The sequence below is a fragment of the Pseudomonas sp. 01L34 genome (genome assembly GCF_056400265.1).
Window position 1 is genome coordinate 19,536 of the sequence record NZ_JBFTSX010000013.1, and the last position, 23,249, is coordinate 42,784.

General features: G+C 60.0%; 20 protein-coding genes. 12 read left to right on the top strand and 8 right to left on the bottom strand.

Going from position 1 to position 23,249, the window contains the following annotated elements:
• Positions 1–24: 24 nt before the first annotated feature.
• Positions 25–585 (bottom strand): ester cyclase, encoded by a 561-nt coding sequence (locus AC1DQM_RS29080; protein WP_111455309.1) that lies wholly within the window; start codon positions 583–585, stop codon positions 25–27.
• A gap of 171 nt (positions 586–756) precedes the next feature.
• A complete protein-coding gene (gene hmpA, locus AC1DQM_RS29085) occupies positions 757–1,938 on the bottom strand; it encodes an NO-inducible flavohemoprotein (RefSeq protein WP_018930152.1) in 1,182 nt (393 codons plus the stop codon).
• A 147-nt stretch (positions 1,939–2,085) separates the two neighbouring features.
• On the opposite strand from hmpA, the gene norR reads away from it, so the two are divergent.
• From norR to AC1DQM_RS29110, 5 genes are all read left to right on the top strand, one after another.
• Positions 2,086–3,639: a nitric oxide reductase transcriptional regulator NorR gene (gene norR, locus AC1DQM_RS29090; protein WP_477747211.1), complete on the top strand. Its 1,554-nt coding sequence runs from the start codon at positions 2,086–2,088 to the stop codon at positions 3,637–3,639.
• A 289-nt stretch (positions 3,640–3,928) separates the two neighbouring features.
• Positions 3,929–4,831 (top strand): chemotaxis protein CheV, encoded by a 903-nt coding sequence (locus tag AC1DQM_RS29095; RefSeq protein ID WP_018930150.1) that lies wholly within the window; start codon positions 3,929–3,931, stop codon positions 4,829–4,831.
• Positions 4,832–4,857: 26 nt separating this feature from the next.
• Positions 4,858–5,316: a GNAT family N-acetyltransferase gene (locus AC1DQM_RS29100; protein ID WP_477747212.1), complete on the top strand. Its 459-nt coding sequence runs from the start codon at positions 4,858–4,860 to the stop codon at positions 5,314–5,316.
• A gap of 71 nt (positions 5,317–5,387) precedes the next feature.
• Positions 5,388–5,714, top strand: a complete 327-nt coding sequence (locus AC1DQM_RS29105; protein WP_477747213.1) for a hypothetical protein — start codon at positions 5,388–5,390, stop codon at positions 5,712–5,714.
• 83 nt (positions 5,715–5,797) lie between these two features.
• The gene (locus AC1DQM_RS29110) at positions 5,798–6,547 is read left to right on the top strand and encodes a YkgJ family cysteine cluster protein (protein WP_138866841.1); all 750 of its coding nucleotides are present in this window, start codon (positions 5,798–5,800) and stop codon (positions 6,545–6,547) included.
• A gap of 45 nt (positions 6,548–6,592) precedes the next feature.
• On the opposite strand, the gene AC1DQM_RS29115 is transcribed toward AC1DQM_RS29110, so the two are convergent.
• From AC1DQM_RS29115 to AC1DQM_RS29125, 3 genes are all read right to left on the bottom strand, one after another.
• Positions 6,593–7,735: a transporter substrate-binding domain-containing protein gene (locus AC1DQM_RS29115; protein WP_477747222.1), complete on the bottom strand. Its 1,143-nt coding sequence runs from the start codon at positions 7,733–7,735 to the stop codon at positions 6,593–6,595.
• Positions 7,736–7,874: 139 nt separating this feature from the next.
• Positions 7,875–8,132, bottom strand: a complete 258-nt coding sequence (locus tag AC1DQM_RS29120) for a hypothetical protein (protein WP_018930146.1) — start codon at positions 8,130–8,132, stop codon at positions 7,875–7,877.
• A 161-nt stretch (positions 8,133–8,293) separates the two neighbouring features.
• On the bottom strand, positions 8,294–8,665 hold the full coding sequence (locus tag AC1DQM_RS29125) for a DUF6124 family protein (protein ID WP_477747214.1): 372 nt from the start codon (positions 8,663–8,665) through the stop codon (positions 8,294–8,296).
• Positions 8,666–9,650: 985 nt separating this feature from the next.
• Here AC1DQM_RS29125 and AC1DQM_RS29130 point away from each other — a divergent pair.
• The 7 genes from AC1DQM_RS29130 (at position 9,651) to AC1DQM_RS29160 (ending at position 19,630) form a co-directional block, all read left to right on the top strand.
• A complete protein-coding gene (locus AC1DQM_RS29130) occupies positions 9,651–10,811 on the top strand; it encodes an efflux RND transporter periplasmic adaptor subunit (RefSeq protein ID WP_138866839.1) in 1,161 nt (386 codons plus the stop codon).
• Positions 10,808–13,909 carry a multidrug efflux RND transporter permease subunit gene (locus AC1DQM_RS29135; protein ID WP_477747215.1) on the top strand — a complete coding sequence of 1,034 codons (3,102 nt, stop codon included), beginning with the start codon at positions 10,808–10,810 and terminating at the stop codon, positions 13,907–13,909. Before AC1DQM_RS29130 ends, AC1DQM_RS29135 begins: the two co-directional genes overlap by 4 nt.
• A 9-nt stretch (positions 13,910–13,918) precedes the next feature.
• Entirely contained in the window at positions 13,919–14,596 is a 678-nt protein-coding gene (locus AC1DQM_RS29140) for a heavy metal response regulator transcription factor (protein WP_018930141.1), read from the top strand.
• Positions 14,586–15,950 carry a heavy metal sensor histidine kinase gene (locus AC1DQM_RS29145; RefSeq protein ID WP_477747216.1) on the top strand — a complete coding sequence of 455 codons (1,365 nt, stop codon included), beginning with the start codon at positions 14,586–14,588 and terminating at the stop codon, positions 15,948–15,950. The genes AC1DQM_RS29140 and AC1DQM_RS29145 overlap by 11 nt, the downstream gene beginning before the upstream one ends.
• A gap of 296 nt (positions 15,951–16,246) precedes the next feature.
• A complete protein-coding gene (locus tag AC1DQM_RS29150) occupies positions 16,247–16,471 on the top strand; it encodes a hypothetical protein (RefSeq protein ID WP_064616208.1) in 225 nt (74 codons plus the stop codon).
• A gap of 194 nt (positions 16,472–16,665) precedes the next feature.
• Positions 16,666–17,985: an OprD family porin gene (locus AC1DQM_RS29155; protein WP_477747217.1), complete on the top strand. Its 1,320-nt coding sequence runs from the start codon at positions 16,666–16,668 to the stop codon at positions 17,983–17,985.
• 148 nt (positions 17,986–18,133) lie between these two features.
• The gene (locus AC1DQM_RS29160; protein ID WP_111455300.1) at positions 18,134–19,630 is read left to right on the top strand and encodes a sensor domain-containing diguanylate cyclase; all 1,497 of its coding nucleotides are present in this window, start codon (positions 18,134–18,136) and stop codon (positions 19,628–19,630) included.
• Positions 19,631–19,697: 67 nt separating this feature from the next.
• On the opposite strand, the gene lpxC is transcribed toward AC1DQM_RS29160, so the two are convergent.
• The 3 genes from lpxC to ftsA form a co-directional block, all read right to left on the bottom strand.
• Positions 19,698–20,609: a UDP-3-O-acyl-N-acetylglucosamine deacetylase gene (lpxC, locus tag AC1DQM_RS29165; protein WP_007939852.1), complete on the bottom strand. Its 912-nt coding sequence runs from the start codon at positions 20,607–20,609 to the stop codon at positions 19,698–19,700.
• A gap of 112 nt (positions 20,610–20,721) precedes the next feature.
• Complete coding sequence (ftsZ, locus tag AC1DQM_RS29170; protein ID WP_007939850.1) at positions 20,722–21,915, bottom strand: cell division protein FtsZ; 1,194 nt, start codon at positions 21,913–21,915, stop codon at positions 20,722–20,724.
• Between the two features lie 66 nt (positions 21,916–21,981).
• Positions 21,982–23,241: a cell division protein FtsA gene (gene ftsA, locus AC1DQM_RS29175; RefSeq protein WP_007939849.1), complete on the bottom strand. Its 1,260-nt coding sequence runs from the start codon at positions 23,239–23,241 to the stop codon at positions 21,982–21,984.
• Positions 23,242–23,249: the final 8 nt, after the last annotated feature.

Sequence of the window (23,249 nt, forward strand, 5' to 3'; positions counted from 1 at the left end):
GCGTTTCCCTTCTGTGTCCGTGGATCAGCTCGCCGGCGGCTGCGCTTGCAGCTGCTGCATCAGGCTGATGTTGTCTTCGATATGCCAATTGGCCGCGATGCGACCGTTGTCGATCTGATAGATATCGGTTGCCCGGAAGTCTACACGCTGGCCCTGACCTTTGAGAGCCTTGAACGGGCCGGTGAAGTGCCCGCGAAAGTGCAAATGCACCACCACCCGATCACCGGCAATGATCATTTGTTCGATCTCGCAGCTCAGGTCCGGCACCGCCGTGCGAAAGAACTTCGACGCCAGCAGTGGCCCGGTCGGCCCCTGAACCCGGCCTTCTGGCGGGGTCTTGTCGACGAACTGCTCTGACAACGCAGCCTTGGCCAACCCCTCCTCCCCGGTGTTCCAGAAGCTGCCATAACGCCGGGCGGCCAATTCCATGGAATCGCGCTGCGCCTTGGACAGGCTCTGATCGACAATCAGGCTCTTGGGCTGGAGCAAGGTCGGTTCGGCAGAGGCAAACGGACTCGCCAGCAGCGCAGCGGTCAGGCTGAAGCCGGCCAGGGTTAAACGGCGGGAGATAGTGATGTGAGTCATGGGGCGATCCTGATCATGTAAACGAACGAGCGCCTATCATCAGCATCGGGGAATAAACGATAAACCGGTTAAGAACGGATTAACCTTTAAGCGTTTTTTACGAATCGGGACCGAGGTGAAGCTTGCCCGCGAAGAAAGCGACTCGGTCCCCCGACCGAGTCGCCGCACTGCTTACTCCAACGCCGCAGCCGGCCCGAAGAACTCGTAACGGCTTTGCTTCTCCGGCACACCCAAGGCCTTGAGGTGACGCTTGATCGCCGCCATGAAGCCTTTAGGCCCCAGGAAGTAAGCATCCACATCGCGTTGCTGCGGCAACCACTCGCCGAGTTGCTCCTGGCTCAGCAGGCCAACCTTGTCCGCCGCCGGGCTGACGCCATCGTCTTCGGCGTAGCAATAGAAACGCTTGAGCTGCGGATGACGCTCGGCCAGCCCGTCGATCCAGTCGCGGAAGGCATGCACGCTGCCGTTGCGCGCACAGTGAATAAAATGCACCGGCCGCTCGGTCGCCAGCGCCGCTTCGAGCATTGCCAGCGTCGGGGTGATGCCGACACCGCCACTGATCAGCACCAACGGTTTGTCGCTGGCGGTCAGGGTGAAGTCGCCCGCTGGCGGGAACAGCATGATGCTCGCGCCGACGTGCAGTTGATCGTGCAAATGGTTGGAGGCGCGGCCACCGGTTTCGCGCTTGACGCTGATGCGGTACTGGCCCTTGTTGGCCAGCGCCGACAGCGAATAATTACGCCGGATTTCTTCGCCGTCGAGGATCAGTTTCATGCCGATGTACTGGCCGGGCTCGGCCGCGAGAATCGGCCCTTTATCCGCCGGTTCGAAGTAGAACGAAGTGATTTCCGAGCTTTCCTCGACCTTGGCCGCCACGATGAATTCCCGCGCGCCGCGCCAGCCGCCCGGTGCCTGGGCTTTCTGGTCGTAGATACTGGCTTCGGCACCGATCAGGATTTCGGCCAGTTGGTTGTAGGCCGCGCCCCAGGCGCTCATCACTTCAGGCGTGGCAATTTCGTCGCCCAGTACTTCAGAGATGGCTCGCAACAGGCAGCTGCCCACGATCGGGTAATGTTCCGGGAGGATTTGCAGGGCCACGTGCTTGTTGATGATCTTGGCCACCAGGTCGCCCAACTGATCGAGCTGGTCGATGTGCCGCGCGTACATCAATACACCGTTGGCCAAGGCGCGAGGCTGATCGCCGCTGGCCTGGTGGGCCTGGTTGAACAGCGGGCGGACTTCCGGGTATTCGGAGAGCATCATGCGGTAGAAGTGAGTGATCAATGCCTCGCCACCGCTTTCCAGCAGCGGTACGGTGGACTTGACGATGGCACGGTCTTGAACGCTAAGCATAAGAGCAACTCCTGGGCTTTATATGAATACCCTTTGCTTATCAGTTTCCATGCCAACAATTAAAACCTTATAAATCAAACAATTAAAAACAATGTAGTCATATCGACACTCATCGTTTTATAGTCATAGCGACTACACGGAGTCATTATGACTGCAAAATTACTGCTCACGACCCTGCTGCCCCTGGTCTCCGACCTGTCCCGCGAGCTGCCCGAAGGTGAGCGCTATCGGCGCCTGCTCGAAGCCATGCGCGCCCTGCTCCCTTGCGATGCCGCCGCCCTGCTGCGACTCGACGGCGAATGGCTGGTGCCGCTGGCTGTGGACGGGTTGAGCACCGACACCCTCGGCCGCCGCTTCAAGGTCAGCGAACACCCGCGCTTCGAAGCGCTGCTCAGCAGCCCCGGCCCGACCCGCTTCGCCGCCGACAGCGACTTGCCCGATCCTTATGACGGCCTGGTCGATGGCCTGCACGAGCATTTGGAAGTCCACGACTGCATAGGCTGCCCGCTGTTTATCGACGAGCGCCCGTGGGGCCTGCTGACCCTCGACGCCCTCGACCCTGAGCGCTTCGAGCCGATCGAACTGGACGCCCTGCAAGCCTTCGCCAGCCTCGCCGCCGCTACCGTAAACGCCGCCGAGCGCATCGAACGGCTGGCCAATCGCGCCGAAGACGAACATCAACGCGCCGAGGTTTACCGCCAGGCCAGCGGCCAGCAGAACCGTGAAATGATCGGCCAGAGCAAGACTTACAAGCGACTGGTGGAAGAGATCAATCTGGTGGGCGGCAGCGATCTCACTGTGTTGATCACCGGGGAAACCGGGGTCGGTAAAGAGCTGGTGGCCCAAGCCATCCACGCCGCGTCGCCCCGGGCCGACAAACCTATCATCAGCCTCAACTGCGCCGCCCTGCCGGACACCCTGGTGGAGAGCGAACTGTTCGGCCACGTGCGCGGTGCTTTCACCGGGGCGACGAACGATCGTCGCGGCAAGTTCGAACTGGCCAACGGCGGCACGTTGTTCCTCGATGAAGTGGGCGAACTGTCGCTGGCGGTGCAGGCCAAATTACTGAGGGTGCTGCAGAGCGGGCAATTGCAGCGGCTGGGGTCGGACAAGGAACATCAGGTCGACGTGCGGCTGATCGCGGCGACCAACCGCGACCTGGCCGAGGAAGTACGCAGCGGCCGCTACCGCGCCGACTTCTATCATCGCCTGAGTGTTTACCCGCTGCTGGTGCCCGCATTGCGGGATCGCGGTCGGGATGTGCTGTTGCTCAGCGGCTACTTCCTGGAGCAAAACCGCTCACGCATGGGCCTCAACAGCCTGCGCCTGACCAGCGATGCCCAAGCGGCGTTGTTGGGGTATGGTTGGCCGGGGAACGTGCGGGAACTGGAGCACTTGATTGGCCGCAGCGCGTTGAAGGCGCTGGGTAATTGCACGCAACGGCCGAAGATTCTCAGCTTGAGCGCGGCGGATCTGGATTTGCCCAATAGCGGCGTAGAACAGGCAGCGGAACCCGTGGTCGCTGCGCCGGTAGCTGAGTTGATTCCAGGGGATTTGCGTGAAGCCACCGAGCACTATCAGCGCCAACTGATCAGCGCTTGCCTGGAACGACACCACCACAACTGGGCCAGCGCGGCGCGGGAGTTGGGCCTGGATCGGGCGAACCTGGGGCGAATGGCCAAGCGGTTGGGCATGAAATAACGCGGTTATTACGTTGGGCGGAATCTTTGTGGCGAGGGGGCTTGCCCCCGTTGGAGTGCGAAGCGCTCCCCGCTTTTTCCAGCTAGAGCTTCATCGCTGGTTTCACGACCGCTTCGCGGTCGAACGGGGGCAAGCCCCCTCGCCACAGGTAAGCTCCCTCCCACAGGGGTCACCGTTTGGCTGGCAATAGGCATTTCCCCTAAAGCCAGCCCCCAACAAGTCGATAACCCGGCATCGATAGCTGTTGGCGATGCTCATAATCGCCTCACCTTTTCCACAGAAGGTTTTTATGTCTTCCAACAAAGCCCGCGCAGATTCACTTTCGCTTCTGCTGTTTACCTTGCGCAGCGGCAAGCTGATGGCGATCAACCTGCTGAAAGTCAGCGAAATCATCCCCTGCCCGCCGCTGACCAAGCTGCCGGAGTCGCATCCCCACGTCAAAGGCATCGCCACCCTGCGCGGCGCGTCGTTGTCGGTGATCGACTTGAGCCGCGCCATCGGCGAACGACCGCTGGAAGACCCGAACGGTGGCTGTCTGATCGTCACCGACGTCAGCCGCTCCAAGCAGGGCCTGCACGTTCAGGCGGTGAGCAAGATCGTCCACTGCCTGACCACCGACATCCGTCCACCCCCCTTCGGCTCTGGCGGCGTGCGCTCGTACATCACCGGCGTGACGTCGGTCGACGGTACGCTGGTGCAGGTGCTGGACATCGAAAAGGTCATCCACGGCATTGCGCCGGCGCAGATCGAAATGGCCCCGACCGAACTGAGCATGGAAGAGGCTGAAGTACTGGGCAATGCGCGAATTCTGGTGGTCGATGACAGCCAGGTCGCACTGCAACAATCGGTGCACACCCTGCGCAACCTCGGCCTGCAATGCCACACCGCCCGCAGCGCCAAGGAAGCCATCGACTGCCTGCTGGACCTGCAAGGCACCGCCCAGCAGATCAACCTGATCGTCTCGGACATCGAAATGTCGGAGATGGACGGCTATGCCTTCACCCGCACCTTGCGCGAAACCCCGGACTTCTCGCACCTCTACGTGTTGCTGCACACCTCGCTGGACAGCGCGATGAACAGCGAGAAGGCTCGACTGGCCGGGGCCAACGGGGTGCTGACCAAGTTCTCCTCGCCAGAACTGACCAAGTGCCTGATCGAGGCGGCCAGGGTCGTCGCCGAACAAGGTCACTGAGTGTGGCCGAGGACTTTTGTTTTCTGATGCGGCGCAACCTCGCCGAGGGTGTGCCGCCTTTCACTTGGCCAAACGACATTGAGTTGACCGAGTACCGTCCCGAACTCGCCGAAGCCGTTCATCACTTGATGGAACTGGGTTATCGGGAGGGCGGCGGTCGCGTGCCGGCGCTGGAAGTCTGGCAACAGCGTTTCGAAACCGATCCTGAATACGATCCTACCCTGTGCTTCATCGCTCTGGATGCCGAAGGCATCGTCGGCGTCGCCCAGTGCTGGACCAGTGCCTACATCAAGGACTTGGTGGTGCACCCGCGTGCTCGAGGCCTCGGACTTGGCCGTGCGCTGCTGCTCCATGCTTTCAAGGTGTTTGCGCAGCGCCGCGAAGGTTTTGTGGATTTGAAGGTGCGGGAAGACAACCTTCGGGCGCGGGGTTTGTATGAATGTGCCGGGATGTATGTGGTCCGCCGGGAGCCTGTGCCTGTCTGACAGACCGCTTTCGCGAGCAAGCCATCAGGCATACTCCGACCTTGACCACTACACGCCAAGGATGCCTGATCATGAAAGCCACCACCCTGACCTTCCTCTGCCTCACCACCCTCGCCGCCCAGGCCCACGCCTCCAGCCCCGATGCCTGGGCCGCCTTCGACAGAGCCGTGCTCGCCAGTTGCACCAAGGCCAGCGGCCTGAAAAAACCCCAACCCGTCGGCAACGCCGCGCAGTTCGATGACCGGGTCGGTTATACCGCGCTCCTGCTGCAAGGCCAGTACCCGCAAAAACACATGAAAGGCCAGCAAGGCACCGAGCTGTGCCTCTACAACAAGAAAAGCAAAACCGCCTACGTCACCGAATGGGACTCCATCCGTCCAACGGCAAAAGCGCAGTGACTGGCGCATAACTTGCTTCGGCACTGGCCTTTGCGGTGGCTTTCTGTCGCCGTTTCATGCCCTCACAGGTCACTGGCCGTTCAATGAATACACCGTTTTCCTGCGTCGGTTGTGGCAAATGCTGCACCGACCACCATGTTCCCCTGACACTGGCCGAAGCCCGCATGTGGGCGGCCGATGGCGGCCAGGTGATCGTGCTGGTGGAAGCCTTTCTCGCCAACGGCCTGGGCCTGCCAACACAACAACGCGAACACGCCGAACGCCGTTCGGCGCTGGTTCGCAGTGGCACTTGCGAAGCGCATGTGGCGATCACCTTTGCCGCCTACAACGTCGGCCCCTGCCGGAATCTTGACGAAGACAACCTCTGCCGCATCTACGAACGCCGCCCGCTGGTGTGCCGCATCTATCCGATGGAAATCAACCCACACATCCCGCTCAACCCGGCAGCAAAGGATTGCCCGCCCGAGTCATGGGAAAAAGGCCCGGATCTGATTGTTGGCGGTGAACTGGTCGATCAGGAACTGGCGGGATTGATCCAGCGCTCCCGCCAAGCGGATCGCGATGAGATTCAGGCCAAGGATGCGATTTGCGCGCTATTGGGGATTCGAACGACAGCGCTGAAGGGCGATGGGTTTACCGCTTATCTGCCGGACATGACCGCGTTTGCCATGGTGATCGATCAGCTGGCGCAGCAATCGCAGGCCGGGTCGGGCGGTGAATGGCTGTTTCATGTGTCTGGCGATGATATCGCCGGGCAAGTGCTGGCGGCCGGGGCGCAGGTGGTGACTGAAGCGCCGCTGAACTATGCGTTTATTTCGTTGCGGGCAGCGTAAACGCCAAACCGCTGCGCAGCATCCGTGCGCAGCGGTTCTTTTACTTTAGCGAGCAGCAACCGCCAGGCATTCGACTTCCACGCGCGCATCCAGCACCAGCTTTTTGCCAGCGAATGTCGTGCGAGCAGGCAAACGGTCCGCCGGAAAATAGCGGCTATACACCGTATTCATGGCAGCGAAATCATTGATGTCTGCAAGGATGACCGTGCATTTGACCAGCTGAGACAACGTCGAACCACTGCGGTGTAATGCGGCTTGCAGATTCTCCATGGTCTGGGTCATCTGCGGGACAATCCCGCCCTTGACCAACTCGCCATCGGAGCCCGTCCCGAGCACGCCGGACAGATAGAGGGTGGTGCCGGCTTGCACCGCTTCGGAGAATGGCAAGCCTCCTTCAGCAGGGAAATAGCGTGGCGAATCTGGCACGGTAGGCGGTAGGTACCGCCCGGTAATCGCCTGGTACTGGCCATTCTGCTTGAGACGCTCAAGGGCCGCATTCAGCTCATCGCGCAAGGCGGTGTCGGATTTTCGCACAGCCATCGCCACGCCACTGCCCAGCATGGGGTCCTTGAGCGCAGGCCCGGCAAAATCAAACCCTTGCCCCTGAGGCTGACTTAAAAACGCCTGGGTGATTTCAATCGAGTCTTGCAGGGTCGCGTCGATCTCACCCGCCAGCAGGCTGGCTATCAGTTGACTGTTGAAATGAAAACTGCGCACCGTCACTCCCGCCGGAGCCCAACGGGACTTGGCGAACGCCTCACGGCTGGTACCTGTCAGAACGCCGACACGCTTGCCTTTGAGCGATTGCGCATCCGGCTGCAGATTCGCCCCTGTACGCGCCACCAGACGGCTGTTCAAGGGATAAAGATTATCGGTGAAGTCGAGCCGTTCTCGACGCGCCGGCGTTGCCGTCATGGGCATGATCACATCGAAACGGTTGGCCTCCAGGGCCTGGATGTTGGTGGCGTAATCCTGATCAACCCAGACACAGCGTTTTTTGAGTTCGGCACATAGCGCATTACCCAGTTCGATGTTCAATCCGACCAGCTCACCTTTGTCGTTGCGACTCTCGAAGGGGGGAACCAGGGCCTCGACCCCGAAACGGATCTGTGGATTAGCCGCAGACGAAACACAGCCGGCGGTCAGGACCACCAGCGACAACAGGGAGAAGATTTTTACCAAAGGCATTTCGGTGACCGTCATCAAGCATTCAGGGACATGAATCTTTGATGAGTGGTCACCGACTTCCCAGAGGACAAATCGCTCATCCTTGTGGGAATTGTCTCAATGACAGAAGGAACTGCTACCGACAAAAAACGCCTGGCGGTCAGCGTTTGCCCATCGAACGACGAGTGCCAGGAGGCGCTGCGCCCGGGGTCTTGGTGTGGCCGTTCTTGGCGCCATTCTTGTACCAAGGCTGGCTGGCGCTCTTCGCGGCGGCCAGTTCGCCCGGCTTGAACGGAAACTTGAACGCCGGGATCGCCGCTTTGGTTTCGCTGTCGGCGCTGGAGTCGACGCTGTCGGGCAGGTCTGCCTGGTCGTCGCGCAAAGCGTCGGCAACCGGCGGTTGTGTCGGGGAAGTCATGAAAGCTCCGGGTGATGCTAAAGAGTCGGGCCCGGTAGGCGAGCCGCGAAAGGCGGCAGTATACCTGTGTCGGAGGCTGCAGGCTGCAGCTGGTCAGTCGGGTTTTGTGCCGACTGACCAACCGCCATCGCAAGCCTGCTCGCGATGAACGATAACGCGGTCTACGCCGGATCGACGTTATCCAGCGCCCGGTTCACCGCCAGCTCCGCCAGCATGATGCTCTGTTGAATCGCCAGCGCCATGTAGCGCTGCGGGCCGGTCAGGTCGTTGGCGAAATCGCTGGCCAGGACACTCGCCGTGGCTAACGATTCGTAGGCGTGGGCCAAGAGGCTTTCGGTATCCATATTCGGGGCGACGATGAACATGGTGCTGGGGCGGCGTTTTTTTTCGGTGTAGGGCGTTGGGGGATCGAGGTAGTAGTCGAGCGCGCGTTTTATGGCTTCGCGGTCTTTGAGTAATTCTTCGGCGCGCGAGGCTTCGGCGTTGGGGGTGGTGGTGTTGAAGGGTGGATCGGGAATTAACTTGTTGCTCATTGAAACATCCTCTAATCAATTGGAGCCATCACTCATCGTTTCTCACGCGACGGAGTGGTGGCAGCTATGTGCGGAGTGAGAAACCGGTAGAGGATCAAACCCGGCCGGACCGAAGTCCGCCCGCACACAGCCGCCATAGAGCATTGCAGGCAGCGGATAAGCTGGCGGCGATTATGGTGGTACTGGCGATGGATTAAAACCTCTTCCGGGCTCTCACACCCGATCGCTGAATTGTCAGCGACAGCCAAAGACTAGAGAGCCCGCTTCCGACGAACAACCTGAAAGATACGTGGGAAAGGTCTGCGTTCAGGTACATCGATTAAACATTCAAAAGCGGAACGCGGAGCGTCCCTGGCGGCGTTCCCACGCGGGAGCGTGGGAACGATCATTCGGGTACAGACGAAAGAAATTGGTCGGCTGTCAGGCCGCCTTCACGAACAAGCCCCCCCCACCATTGAACGGTGCACACCCGCCCCTCACCACTCAACAGGCCGAGCGTTAGCTCGCCTGCCGCTTTTGATCTTGATTCACCCGCCCCTTCGGGAGGCTGAGTGGAGGTGTTCATCTGGGGATTGGCGCGCAGCGCCGTTCGACGCAGTCGAACACATCGCATGTAGGTTGAAGCGAAGCCAACCGTAGGGCGATGCCCCCAGATGGATACCGGAGCGAAGGAACCCCGAGCCTCAGCGAGGGGCCGTACGTTCGGGGCGAGACCTTTTGGTTCCTTTTGGGGCGTTTGCCAAAAGGGACTCGCCGTAAGGGCGAAACCATAAGCCGCCGTTACCGCAGCAACGGATATGTACACCACCCACAAGAACATGGTCGGCCCAAAGGCCGCCAAGACCAAAGGAATCAGCAACAACCAAAGGAGGTCCAAACTGACAGCGCCGTCAGTTACCAGTCACGCTCCTGACCGGCGAACAGGTTTATAAAGGAAGGTATAAACCTGACAAAACCAGACCACTCAGCCCGGCGCCCCACTCGCATGCGAATTCAGAAAAAAACCGCCCTGCTCGCCGCCCTTCTGATCGCCCTGGCAGCGACGGGCGTTTGGTACGCCACCAAACCCGCCGCCACCAAACTGGCCGCCCCCACCGCCATTCCCGTGCGGGTGGTCAGCGTCGTCGAAAAAGATGTGCCCCGCTACGTCAGCGGCATCGGCTCGGTGTTGTCCTTGCACAGCGTGGTCGTGCGCCCGCAAATCGACGGCATCCTCACCAAACTGCTGGTCAAGGAAGGCCAACTGGTGAACCAGGGCGACCTGCTGGCCACCCTCGATGACCGCTCGATCCGCGCCAGCCTCGACCAGGCCCGGGCGCAACTGGGCGAAAGCCAGGCGCAACTGCAAGTGGCCCAGGTCAACCTCAAGCGCTACAAATTGCTCAGTGTCGACGACGGCGTGTCCAAGCAGACCTACGACCAGCAACAAGCCCTGGTCAACCAACTCAAAGCCACCGCCCAAGGCAATCAGGCATCCATCGACGCCGCTCTGGTGCAGCTTTCCTACACACAGATTCGCTCGCCAGTCACCGGTCGCGTTGGTATTCGCACAGTCGATGAAGGCAACTTCCTGCGCATGACCGACACCCAAGGTCTGTTCACGGTGACCCAGATCGACCCGATCGCCGTGGAGTTTTCCCTGCCGCAGCAAATGCTGCCGACCCTGCAAGGCCTGATCAACGATCCACAGCAAGCACCGGTCAAGGCTTACATCGGCGCTGACACTGACGGTGAAACCGGCAACCTGCTGGGCGAAGGTCACCTGACCCTGATCGACAATCAGATCAACGCCAACACCGGCACCATCCGCGCCAAAGCCGAATTCGCCAACCCCGCACAGAAGCTCTGGCCGGGCCTGCTGGTGACGGTAAAGATTCAGACAGCGCTGGATAAAAATGCGCTGGTGGTGCCGCCCACGGTCGTACAACGCGGGCTCGATCAACATTTCGTGTACAGGGTCAACGGCGACAAGGTCGAAGCCGTGCAGGTGCAAATGGTCTATCAAGGCAGCGGCCAGGACATTATCAAAGGCGTTAAACCGGGCGACGTGCTGGTCAGCGACGGCCAATCGAGGCTCAAACCCGGCTCGACGGTTCAGGTACTGAGCGAGCCACCGCAAGTGGTCCAGTCGGAGCCAAAACCATGAAGGGCCACGGTTCCATTTCCGCGTGGTGCATCGATCATCCGGTGGCGACGGTCCTGCTGACCTTTGCCCTTATATTGCTCGGCGTCATCGCCTTCCCGCGACTGTCGATTGCGCCACTGCCGGAAGCGGAATTCCCGACCATTCAGGTGGCCGCGCAGCTGCCCGGTGCCAACCCGGAGACCATGGCCTCATCGGTGGCCACGCCGCTTGAAGTGCAATTCAGCGCCATCCCCGGCGTGACCCAGATGACCTCGAGCAGCGCCCTGGGCTCGACCATCCTGACCCTGCAATTCACCCTCGACAAAAGCATCGACACCGCCGCCCAGGAGGTCCAGGCCGCGATCAACACCGCCGCCGGCAAACTGCCCAAAGATATGCCCAACCTGCCAACCTGGCGCAAGGTCAACCCGGCTGACAGTCCGGTGCTGATTCTCAGCATCAATTCACCGCAAATGCCCGGCACCGAACTCAGCGATCTGGTAGAAACCCTACTCGCCCGTCAGATCAGTCAGATCGACGGTGTAGGCCAAGTGAACATCACCGGTCAGCAACGTCCGGCGATTCGCGTGCAGGCCTCGGCGGACAAACTCGCCGCCATTGGCCTGACCCTGGCGGACATTCGCCTGGCGATCCAGAAAACCAGCCTCAACCAGGCCAAAGGTGCGTTATATGGCGAGTCGAGTATTTCGACCCTGTCCACCAACGACCAGTTGTTCCACCCCGAGGATTACAGCCAACTCATCGTTTCCTACAAGAACGGTGCGCCAGTTCATCTCAAGGATGTGGCCAAAGTGGTCAACGGTTCAGAAGATGCCTACATCCAGGCCTGGGCTGACGGCCAGCCGGGGGTGAACCTGGTGATTTTCCGGCAACCGAGCGCCAACATCGTCGAGACCGTTGATCGTATTCAAGCGGCCCTGCCGACGCTGAATGCCATGTTGCCGGCCTCGGTGCAGGTCAAGGTGTTGATCGACCGCACCCAGACCATCCGCGCCTCGCTGCATGAAGTGGAAGTCACCCTGCTGATCGCGATCCTGCTGGTGGTGGCGGTGATGGCGCTGTTCCTGCGGCAACTGTCGGCGACCCTGATCGTGACAGCGGTGCTCGGTGTGTCGCTGACTGCCAGTTTCGCCCTGATGTACATCATGGGCTTCAGCCTGAATAACCTGACGCTGGTGGCGATCGTGGTGTCCGTCGGGTTTGTGGTCGACGATGCGATTGTGGTGGTGGAAAACATTCACCGGCACCTGGAGGCCGGCGACGGCATGCGCGAGGCGGCGATCAAAGGCGCCGGCGAGATCGGTTTTACCGTGGTCTCGATCAGTTTCTCGCTGGTGGCGGCGTTCATTCCGCTGCTGTTCATGGGCGGCGTGGTCGGGCGGCTGTTCAAGGAGTTCGCCTTGACCGCGACCTCGACCATCCTGATTTCGGTGGTGGTGTCCCTGACCCTGGCACCGACGCTGGCCGCGCTGTTCATGCGCGCACCGGCGCATCATGCCCACAGCAAGCCAGGTTTCGGCGAGCGCTTGCTGGCGCTGTACGACAAAGGCCTGCGCCGCGCCCTCGCCCATCAGACATTGATGATCGGTGTGTTCGGCCTGTCGCTGGGGCTGGCCATTGCCGGTTACATTTTCATCCCCAAAGGCTTCTTCCCGGTACAGGACACCGGATTCGTCCTCGGCACCACCGAAGCAGCTGCAGATATTTCCTACGGCGACATGGTGAAAAAACACTTGGCGATGGCCGAAATCGTCGCCGCCGACCCCGCCGTCGAGACGTTCTCGCACTCGGTCGGCGTTTCAGGCAGCAACCAGACCATCGCCAACGGCCGCTTCTGGATTTCGCTGAAAAAACGTGGCGACCGCGATGTGTCTGCCAGCCAGTTCATCGACCGGATTCGCCCGCAACTGATGAAAGTCCCGGGCATCGTGCTGTACCTGCGCGCCGGGCAAGACATCAACCTCAGTTCCGGCCCGAGCCGCGCCCAGTACCAATACGTGCTCAAGAGCAACGACGGTGCCCTCCTGAGTACCTGGACCCAGCGCCTGACGGAAAAACTGCGCAGCAACCCGGCGTTCCGCGACATTTCCAACGACTTGCAACTGGGCGGCAGCATCACCCACATCAGCATCGACCGCACCGCGGCGGCGCGTTTCGGCCTGACCGCCAGCGATGTCGACGAAGCGCTGTACGACGCCTTCGGCCAGCGGCAGATCAATGAATTCCAGACCCAGACCAACCAGTACAATGTGATTCTGGAACTGGACACCAAACAGCGCGGCAAGGCCGAAAGCCTCAACTATTTCTACCTGCGCTCACCGCTGAGTGGGGAAATGGTGCCGCTGTCGGCCCTGGCGAAATTTGATGCACCGACCATCGGCCCGTTGTCCATCGCTCACGACGGAATGTTCCCGGCGGCCAACCTGTCATTCAACCTGGCATCCGGCGTGGCGTTGGGTGATGCGGTGATCATGCTCAACCAGGCCAAGGCTGACATCGGTATGCCGGCCGCCATCAGCGGTAATTTCCAGGGCGCGGCCCAGGCGTTCCAGAGTTCGCTGGCCAGCCAGCCGTGGTTGATTCTGGCGGCGTTGGTGGCGGTGTACATCATTCTCGGCGTGCTGTACGAAAGCTTCGTGCATCCGCTGACAATCATCTCGACCCTACCCTCGGCGGGGCTCGGGGCAGTGATCATGCTGTGGATCTGCGGCCAGGACTTTTCGATCATGGCGCTGATCGGGCTGGTGCTGCTGATCGGTATCGTCAAGAAGAACGGTATTCTGATGATCGACTTCGCGCTGGATGCCCAGCGCAACCGTGGCCTGCCACCGCTGGAGGCGATCCATGAGGCCTGCCTTACACGATTCCGGCCGATCATCATGACCACGCTTGCCGCCCTGCTCGGCGCCTTGCCGTTGATGATCGGCTACGGCACCGGCGCCGAACTGCGCCAGCCATTGGGCATCGCGGTGGTCGGCGGTTTGCTGGTGAGCCAGGCGCTGACGCTGTTCACCACGCCGCTCATATACTTGTGGCTTGAGCGGATATTCCATAGACCCACACCAGCACAGCAGCCGGTGCTGGCGACCACAGACTGAGGCGGGGTCATGCGCGTTCTGATTATCGAAGACGAGGAAAAAACCGCGGATTATCTGCACCGCGGTCTGACGGAACAGGGTTACACCGTGGACGTGGCCCGCGATGGCGTCGAAGGCCTGCACCTGGCGCTGGAAAATGACTACGCGGTGATTGTCCTCGACGTCATGCTGCCGGGCCTCGACGGTTTCGGCGTGCTGCGCGCATTGCGTGCGCGCAAGCAAACCCCGGTGATCATGCTCACCGCCCGCGAGCGGGTGGAAGACCGCATCAAAGGCCTGCGCGATGGCGCCGACGATTACCTCGGCAAACCGTTTTCCTTCCTCGAACTGGTGGCGCGCCTGCAAGCGCTGACCCGTCGCAGCGGTGGCCACGAGCCGGTGCAGGTGAGCATCGCCGACCTGTGGATAGATTTGATCAGCCGCAAAGCCACCCGCGCCGGCACCCGCCTGGACCTGACCGCCAAGGAGTTCTCACTGTTGAGTGTGTTGGCGCGCAGACAGGGTGAAATCCTCTCGAAAACCGCCATCGCCGAGATGGTCTGGGACATCAATTTCGACAGCGACGCCAACGTGGTCGAAGTCGCGATCAAACGCCTGCGGGCCAAGCTCGACGGGCCGTTCGACGAAAAATTGCTGCACACCATTCGTGGCATGGGTTATGTGCTGGAGAGCCGTGGTGTCCAGTAACTCCATCGCGCTGCGCCTGAGCGGGATGTTTACGCTGGTGGCGCTGCTGGTGTTTCTGTTGATCGGCGGTGCGCTGTATCAACAGGTCGACAAGGGCTTGGGCCTGCTGCCCGAAGCCGAGCTCGATGCCCGCTACAGCGTGCTCGAATCGGCGCTCAACCGTTACGGCACGCCCGAGCATTGGGTGAAGATCAACGCCAAGCTCAAGCTGCTGAGCGAAGAAGACAAGCGCATTCGCTTTTGGGTGGTCAGCGGTAATCCCGGTTATGAATACGGCCAACCCGACGCGTCGATCCGCGCGTTCGCCCAAGGCCCATTGGGCATGCGCGACATGGAATTACCCGACCATCCGTACCCGCTGAAAGTGCTGCTAACCGAGTTGCCAGCCAAGGACCAGCGCCCACCGCTGCGCTTCATGATCGGCATCGACACCGAAACCTTTTACGAGACGCAGCACCACTTGCTGATCGCCCTGATCAGCCTGGCGATCATTGGGGTATTGCTGGCCTCGCTACTCGGTTACTGGGTGGCGCGGATCGGCCTCAAACCACTGATCAAGTTGTCGCAGGAAGCCCAGCGTCTGGCACCACCGAGGCTGTCCGGGCGCCTGCAATTATCGCCATTGCCCCCGGAGCTCGATCAGTTCGTCAGTTCGTTCAACGCCACCCTGGAACGGGTGGAACAGGCCTACTCGCGGCTGGAATCGTTCAATGCCGACGTGGCCCATGAACTGCGCTCGCCGCTGACCAACCTGATCGGTCAGACCCAGGTTGCACTGACACGCGGGCGCTCCGCCGAACACTATTTCGAAGTGCTGCAATCGAACCTCGAAGAGCTGGAGCGGCTACGCTCGATCATCAACGACATGCTGTTCCTCGCCAGCGCCGACCAAGGCAGCAAGGCCACCCAACTGACGTCCACCTCACTGGCTGATGAAGTGGCGACGACGCTGGAATATCTGGATTTCATTCTTGAGGATGCGCAGGTTCAGGTCGAGGTCAGTGGCGATGCGCAGGTGCGAATCGAGATCGCACATCTGCGCCGGGCGTTGATCAACTTGCTGAGCAACGCGGTGCAGCACACCGCGCCTGGGCAAGTGATTCAGGTGCGGATCGAAGTCGAGGAGCACCAAGTGAGCATCGGCGTCGCCAACCCGGGGTCGCCGCTTGCCAGTGACCATCTGCCGCGCCTGTTCGAACGCTTCTACCGGGTCGATGCGTCACGCAGTAACAGTGGCAACAACCATGGCCTGGGGTTGGCGATCGTCAAGGCGATTGCGCTGATGCATGGCGGGGATGTGTTTGTGCGCAGTGATCATGGGATGAATACCTTCGGCATTCACCTTCCAGTCTGATAGGACGGAACCCTGTGGCAAGGGGGCTTGTCGGAGCGCCGCATCGCCCCGTTGGACTGCGAAGCGGCCCCTGAAACATCCAACCGCATTTCGTCATACACACCACACAAACCGGTTTTACGACTGCTTCGCAGCCGAACGGGGGCAAGCCCCCTCGCCACAGGATGTCCTTCAGCGCTCAAGGACTGTTACTTTTAGCGCAACAGTCCTTTATGCAATCCACTCTTTTTCCCCTCGCCCAAGCCCCTTATCGTTGCCCCATCAAACAGCACTTGCCAAGCAAGAAGGTTTAAAAGATGTCCAACAGTATGGGTATTGCCAGCGCTTTCGTTTTGTCGTCCCTGTTCCTGTCTCCGTTCGCCATGGCTGAAGAGTCGCAGACATTCGTCGCACAAAATGCCGAACGCGCCAAGGCCTACGAACAGTATCAAAACGAACTGACAGCCAAGGCCCAAGAGGCTGCGCAAACCCCTCAAGCGTCGAGTACTCAAGCCCAGCCACGGGTTGAGAAAGACAGCTGATCCATACGTATCGCTCTGTTTCCCTCGACACTTTTCATCGGCTCTTCCCTTTGAAAAGTTGTCTTCAAAGCCGCTGCTATCAGCGGCTTTTTTTCGTGGTGGTTTTCAACCCCTTCAGTTCATCTTCCCTGACAACAAACATCCGCACTTCAAAACAATGAAGTACTTAGTTGACCCAAGGAGCTTTACCGCACGTGCGTTTCCCTCTCAGATTCAGTCCGCTGTTCATTGCAATCACTGCAACGATGGCCAACAACGCGCAGGCCGACGACGAATCCAGCCGCGAAGGCTTTGTCGATGGGGCGAGCCTCAACCTCAATGCCCGCAACTACTACATGAACCGCAATCGCCTGCAAAAGGCTGATGACAACATCGAGTGGGGTCAGGGCTTTCTTGGCCGCTTCGAATCGGGATTCAGCCAGGGCACCATCGGTTTCGGCGTTGATGCCCATGCGATGCTCGGGCTCAAGCTCGACGGCGGTGGTGGCACCGACGGGTCGAGCATCCTGCCGATCAGCGATGGCAACGGCAAGGCACCGGGCTCGTTTTCCACCGCTGGCGGCACCCTGAAAATGCGTGCCTTCGATACCGAATTGAAGGCCGGCGACCTGTTCCTTGCCAACCCGGTGATCGCCGGTGGCGAAACCCGCATGCTGCCGCAGACCTTTCGCGGCGTCAGCCTGACCAACCACAGTGTCGACGGGTTGATGATCGAGGGCGGTCAGGCCAGCTTCACCAAACTCTACAACCAGAGCGGCCACACCCGCATCGGCACGTCCTATGGCAGCCTGGCCGATGGCGATGAAAGCCGGCATTTGAATTGGGCCGGCGTGGCCTGGAGCGGCCTGCCGGGCCTGACCAGCAGCCTGTATGCGGCCGAACTCAAGGACATCTGGAACCAGTACTACTACGACCTGGACTACACCTATGCGCTGAATGACTTGGTCAGCCTCAACCCGGGCCTGCACTTCTATCACACGCAAGACACCGGCGATGCACTGCTGGGCAACATCGACAACAACACCTACAGCCTGCATTTCACCGTCGACGTGGGCCATCACAGCGTCACCGCCGCCTACCAGCGGGTCAACGGCAACACGCCGTTCGATTACATCAGCCAGGGCGACAGCATTTATCTCGACAACTCCCAGCAGTATTCGGACTTCAACGGTCCGAATGAGCGCTCGTGGAAACTCAAGTACGCCTACGACTTAGCTGGCCTCGACATGCCCGGCCTGACCTCGGCGGTGTCCTACTCACGGGGTGAACTGGACCTGACCAAGGTCGATCCGGACAGCCGCGGTTACGCCTCGTGGTACAGCGCCGACGGCAGAAACGCCAGGCATCGGGAACGAGACATCGAGCTCAAGTACGTGGTCCAGGGTGGCAAGGCCAAAGACCTGGCGATGCGTCTGCAATGGGCGTCTAACCGTGGCGGCAACGGTTACGGTGCGCTGGATCAGGACACGGATGAATACCGGGTAATTGTCGACTACCCGCTGAATGTCTTCTAAGCTTCAATTAGCAAAAGGCCAGCATGTTTTGCTGGCCTTTTTATTATCCGGGATTTATATAGGCGCGCAGGACGCGACCGGTTTCTGGGACTCTGCCCGATTGTTGTAAAAGCACTTTCATAACGCCTTATTTGCAGAAGTCAGAACCATGAGTGTGAACAGTGCGAAATCCCGTGATCCGATCCGTTCGACACGCTCGGAGCGGCTTCTGGTTCTCAGTAGTGTGTTGTTGGTGATTGCAATACTGAGCATCGTCGCGTTCCTGCTGATCCGCGAACACGCCAATGCCAAATTGTCCGCCGCTCGCGCCGCCAACAATATCGTGCAATTGATCGACGCCGACGTGCTGCGCAATGTCGAACTCTATGACGTGTCCCTGCTGGGTTTGATCGCTGCCTCCCAGCGGGAAGACCTCAAGAGCGTTTCCCCAGCCATTCGTCACCTGGCCTATTTCGACCGCGCCACTGCCGCGCCGTACAAGGGCAACATCTTGTTGCTCGACAACAAGGGCTATGTGATCGCCGACTCGGCCTCGGTGGAGCCCAGAAAGGGCAACTTTGCCGATCGCGAATACTTCCAGGCCCACATCAACAATCCGGACCCGGGCATGTTCATCAGTCGCCCTTTCAAGGCCCGGCCGCCGGAACAGGATTGGCGGATCAGTTTCAGCCGCCGGGTGAACGGCACCCAGGGTGAGTTCCTCGGCGTGGCCGAGGCCGCCATGCATTTGAGCTACTTCGATCAGTTGTTCAACAGCTTGAGCATCGGCCGCGACAGTACGGTCAGCCTGATCAGCAAGGACGGGATTCTCCTGGCCCACCAACCCCACCTGGCCGAAGAGCTGATCGGCAAGGATTTCAGCAACCGCCCCAATTTCCAGCGCATCGTCAAAGAAGGCAACGGCAGCTTCACCGGCATGTCCAGTCGATACAACGATGAGCGCTTGTACACCTTCTCCAAGGTCGGGAATTTGCCGTTGATCGTCATCGTTGCGCTGTCCAGCGATGAAGTCTTTGCGGCCTGGAAGCGCACCGCGGTGGTAGTCACTTCTGCGACCGTTGCCCTGTGCGTGAGCCTGCTGTGGCTGACCTGGTTGCTCTGCCGGGAGCTGCGTCGACGCCAAAGCGCCGAGCAGGAACTGGCACAACTGGCCGCCACCGACCCCTTGACCGGTCTGGCCAATCGCCGAAGCCTGGATCAGGCTCTGCACCATGAATGGTTTCGTGCCCAGCGTTCCGGTCAGCCGTTGTCGCTGTTGATGATCGATATCGATCACTTCAAGGCGTTCAATGATCGCCACGGCCACCGAGGGGGCGACGATGCCTTGCGCTCGGTGGCCAAGGTGATCGACACCCATGTTCGACGGCCGGCGGACCTGGTCGCCCGGTATGGTGGCGAGGAGTTTTCAGTGATCCTGGCTGAAACCGACAGCGCCGGAGCCCGACAGATTGCCGAAAAAATCCGTATGGCGGTGGAGCAATTGCCGTTGGTGGGAGGTGATGTGTCACCGATTACTGTCAGTATTGGTATCAGTACCTGGACGACAGCAACCGACATCAGCCTGGAACAGTTGCTGTTTGCAGCGGACAAGGCGCTGTATCAGGCCAAGGAAAACGGGCGGAACCGGGTGGTCGCTGCGGATTGATCGTTCCCGCTGGCATAAAAAAAGGCCACCCGAAGGTAGCCTTTAAAAAACTAGAGAGGTTTTTTGCTTACACGGCCGCAACAGGACGCATGTAAGAGATCGGTGCGGTGCTGGCGTCTTCGAACGTCACGACTTCCCAAGCATCTGTCTGCTCAATCAACTTGCGCAGCAGCTGGTTGTTCAATGCGTGTCCGGACTTGAAGCCCTTGAACTCACCAATCAGGCTATTGCCCAGCAGGTAGAGGTCACCAATCGCATCGAGGATTTTGTGCTTCACGAATTCGTCTTCATAGCGAAGGCCGTCTTCGTTCAGTACACCATCCGCGTCGACCACAATTGCGTTTTCAACGCTGCCGCCGAGTGCGAGGTTGTGCTTGCGCAGGTACTCGATATCACTCATGAAACCAAAGGTACGCGCGCGGCTGACTTCTTTTACGAACGAAGTGCTGGAAAAATCCACGCTTGCACTTTGTGTGCGGTCACGGAAAACCGGGTGATCGAAATCGATCTCGAAGCTCACTTTGAAACCTTCGAAAGGGACGAAAGTGGCGCGCTTGTCGCCGTCTTCCACTGTCACTTCCCGCAGGATCCGGATGAACTTCTTGGCGGCGTCCTGCTCTTCCAGGCCGGCCGATTGAATCAGGAATACGAAGGGTCCAGCGCTACCATCCATGATCGGGACTTCGGACGCGGAGAGCTCGACGTAGGCGTTATCGATGCCCAGGCCAGCCATGGCCGAGAGCAGGTGCTCCACCGTGTCCACTTTGACGTCACCGTTAACAAGCGTGGTCGACATAGTGGTTTCGCCAACGTTTTCCGCGCGGGCAGGAATCTGCACCACAGGGTCGAGGTCAGCACGACAAAACACAATGCCGGTGTCGACAGGCGCTGGCTTGAGGGTCAGGTAGACCTTCTCCCCGGAGTGCAGGCCGACACCTGTGGCACGGATAATATTCTTCAGGGTGCGTTGTTTAATCATGGCATGGGCCGCTTCAGCGCAAATTGCGAACTGGTATCAACAAAGGCTGGCGATGATAGCAGACCAGACCTTTGCTGAACACCAATCACCCTAATACCCCTGATACATTTCATCAATCGGCCTGACGACGCAGGAAAGCCGGGATGTCCAGGTAGTCCAGATCATCTTGCGGGTTCATCTTCGCGGCAGTCGCAGCACCGGCCTGAGCCTGGTTGCGCATGACGGTCGGACGGTCCAGGTCACGGTAATTCACCGCTGGCTGTTCCTGACGAACAGGGGCTTGTTGTTGTGGCTGGGAGGCCATCGAGGTGTGAACGGTATTGTCGATGACCTTCACAGGCTTCTCGATTTTAGCGCCCAGACCAGTGGCAACCACGGTCACGTGCAGCTCGTCGCGCATGTCCGGATCGATAACGGTACCGACCTTGACCATTGCGTGCTCGGATGCGAAGGCTTCGATGATGCTACCCACGTCGGAGTACTCACCCAGAGACAGGTCAGGACCGGCGGTGATGTTCACCAGGATGCCGCGTGCACCTTGCAGGTTCACGTCTTCGAGCAGCGGGTTGCGAATGGCCGCTTCGGTCGCTTCACGTGCACGGTTCGGACCGCTGGCGCAGCCAGTGCCCATCATCGCCATGCCCATTTCGCTCATCACGGTACGTACGTCGGCGAAGTCGACGTTGATCATGCCCGGACGCTTGATGATGTCGGAGATACCGCGAACGGCACCGGCCAGTACATCGTCGGCCTTGGCGAAAGCCGACAAGAGGCTTGCGTCTTTACCGAGGATGGTCAGCAGCTTCTCGTTGGGAATGGTGATCAACGAGTCGACGCTTTCAGACAGCAGACGGATACCTTCGTCGGCGAGCTGCATGCGCTTGCGGCCTTCGAACGGGAACGGACGGGTCACCACCGCAACGGTGAGGATCCCCATTTCCTTGGCCACTTCAGCAATGATTGGCGCTGCACCGGTACCGGTACCGCCGCCCATGCCGGTAGTGATGAACACCATGTTGGTGCCCTGCAGGACTTCGGCAATGCGCTCACGGTCTTCGAGAGCGGCCTGACGACCTACTTCAGGGTTGGCGCCAGCGCCCAGACCTTTGGTCACGCTGGTACCCAGTTGCAGAATGGTGCGCGCGCTGATGCTTTTCAGCGCCTGGGCATCAGTGTTGGCGCAGATGAATTCAACGCCTTCAATGTTGCTCTTGACCATGTGATTGACAGCGTTGCCGCCGCCTCCGCCAACACCGATAACTTTAATTACCGGGCTTGCGGGGATGTTGTCTACGAGTTCGAACATTTTCCCTCTCCTTACATTCTCTAGTTTTTTCGCCTACTGCTTTTGAAGCGGTGTTGCGGTAAAGCTTTAGAAATTGCCTTGTACCCAGCTCTTGATGCGATCGAGCAGAGCGGCTTTCGGTTCGTCATTGCTGTAGCTGTCGCGGCTGCCGATGCCCGAGAACGAAATCCCGTCGGACTGCTTCTGCAGGCCGTACATCAACAGGCCAACGCCGGTGGAATAGATCGGGTTGCGGACCACGTCGTCCAGACCCTTGACGCCATGGGGCACGCCCAGGCGAACCGGCATGTGGAAGATCTCTTCGGCCAGTTCGACCGCGCCTTCCATCTTCGACGTACCGCCGGTCAGCACGATGCCGGCCGGGATCAGGTCTTCATAGCCGCTGCGACGCAGTTCGGCCTGGATCAGGGTGAACAGCTCGTCGTAACGCGGCTCGACCACTTCGGCCAGGGCCTGGCGGGACAGTTCGCGCGGTGGACGGTCGCCGACACTCGGTACCTTGATGGTTTCGCCGGCACCGGCCAGTTTGGCCAGGGCGCAGGCATAGCGAATCTTGATTTCTTCGGCGTACTGGGTCGGGGTGCGCAACGCCATCGCGATGTCGTTGGTCACCTGGTCGCCCGCAATAGGGATCACTGCGGTGTGGCGGATCGCGCCTTCGGTGAAGATCGCGATGTCGGTGGTACCGCCGCCGATGTCCACCAGGCACACGCCCAGTTCTTTCTCGTCGTCGGTCAGCACCGAATACGCCGAAGCCAGTTGCTCGAGAATGATGTCGTCGATTTCCAGGCCGCAGCGACGCACGCACTTTTCAATGTTCTGTGCGGCGTTGACGGCGCAGGTGACCACGTGAACCTTGGCTTCCAGACGCACGCCGGACATGCCCAGCGGCTCGCGCACGCCTTCCTGGTTATCGATCACATAATCCTGCGGCAGGGTGTGCAGCACGCGCTGGTCAGCCGGAATTGCCACAGCCTGGGCGGCGTCGAGGACGCGTTCAAGGTCGGCGGAGCTGACTTCGCGATCACGAATCGCCACGATACCGTGGGAGTTCAGGCTGCGGATGTGATTGCCGGCCACGCCGACGAACGCCGAGTGGATCCGGCAACCGGCCATCAGCTGCGCTTCTTCGATAGCGCGCTGGATCGACTGGACGGTGGACTCGATGTTCACCACTACGCCTTTTTTCAGGCCGCGGGACGGATGAGTACCGATCCCGACGATTTCGAGCGTGCCGTCGTCCGCAACCTCGCCGACCAGCGCCACCACCTTGGAGGTGCCGATATCGAGACCGACGATCATTTTGCCGCTTTGCACGTTTGCCATGGGTCCTG

Excerpts from the sequence above, each read along its gene's own strand:
- AC1DQM_RS29080 (WP_111455309.1), bottom strand. The coding sequence starts at position 585 with ATGACTCACATCACTATCTCCCGCCGTTTAACCCTGGCCGGCTTCAGC.
- hmpA (WP_018930152.1), bottom strand. The coding sequence starts at position 1,938 with ATGCTTAGCGTTCAAGACCGTGCCATCGTCAAGTCCACCGTACCGCTG.
- norR (WP_477747211.1), top strand. The coding sequence starts at position 2,086 with ATGACTGCAAAATTACTGCTCACGACCCTGCTGCCCCTGGTCTCCGAC.
- AC1DQM_RS29095 (WP_018930150.1), top strand. The coding sequence starts at position 3,929 with ATGTCTTCCAACAAAGCCCGCGCAGATTCACTTTCGCTTCTGCTGTTT.
- AC1DQM_RS29100 (WP_477747212.1), top strand. The coding sequence starts at position 4,858 with ATGCGGCGCAACCTCGCCGAGGGTGTGCCGCCTTTCACTTGGCCAAAC.
- AC1DQM_RS29105 (WP_477747213.1), top strand. The coding sequence starts at position 5,388 with ATGAAAGCCACCACCCTGACCTTCCTCTGCCTCACCACCCTCGCCGCC.
- AC1DQM_RS29110 (WP_138866841.1), top strand. The coding sequence starts at position 5,798 with ATGAATACACCGTTTTCCTGCGTCGGTTGTGGCAAATGCTGCACCGAC.
- AC1DQM_RS29115 (WP_477747222.1), bottom strand. The coding sequence starts at position 7,735 with ATGCCTTTGGTAAAAATCTTCTCCCTGTTGTCGCTGGTGGTCCTGACC.
- AC1DQM_RS29120 (WP_018930146.1), bottom strand. The coding sequence starts at position 8,132 with ATGACTTCCCCGACACAACCGCCGGTTGCCGACGCTTTGCGCGACGAC.
- AC1DQM_RS29125 (WP_477747214.1), bottom strand. The coding sequence starts at position 8,665 with ATGAGCAACAAGTTAATTCCCGATCCACCCTTCAACACCACCACCCCC.
- AC1DQM_RS29130 (WP_138866839.1), top strand. The coding sequence starts at position 9,651 with ATGCGAATTCAGAAAAAAACCGCCCTGCTCGCCGCCCTTCTGATCGCC.
- AC1DQM_RS29135 (WP_477747215.1), top strand. The coding sequence starts at position 10,808 with ATGAAGGGCCACGGTTCCATTTCCGCGTGGTGCATCGATCATCCGGTG.
- AC1DQM_RS29140 (WP_018930141.1), top strand. The coding sequence starts at position 13,919 with ATGCGCGTTCTGATTATCGAAGACGAGGAAAAAACCGCGGATTATCTG.
- AC1DQM_RS29150 (WP_064616208.1), top strand. The coding sequence starts at position 16,247 with ATGTCCAACAGTATGGGTATTGCCAGCGCTTTCGTTTTGTCGTCCCTG.
- AC1DQM_RS29160 (WP_111455300.1), top strand. The coding sequence starts at position 18,134 with ATGAGTGTGAACAGTGCGAAATCCCGTGATCCGATCCGTTCGACACGC.
- lpxC (WP_007939852.1), bottom strand. The coding sequence starts at position 20,609 with ATGATTAAACAACGCACCCTGAAGAATATTATCCGTGCCACAGGTGTC.
- ftsZ (WP_007939850.1), bottom strand. The coding sequence starts at position 21,915 with ATGTTCGAACTCGTAGACAACATCCCCGCAAGCCCGGTAATTAAAGTT.
- ftsA (WP_007939849.1), bottom strand. The coding sequence starts at position 23,241 with ATGGCAAACGTGCAAAGCGGCAAAATGATCGTCGGTCTCGATATCGGC.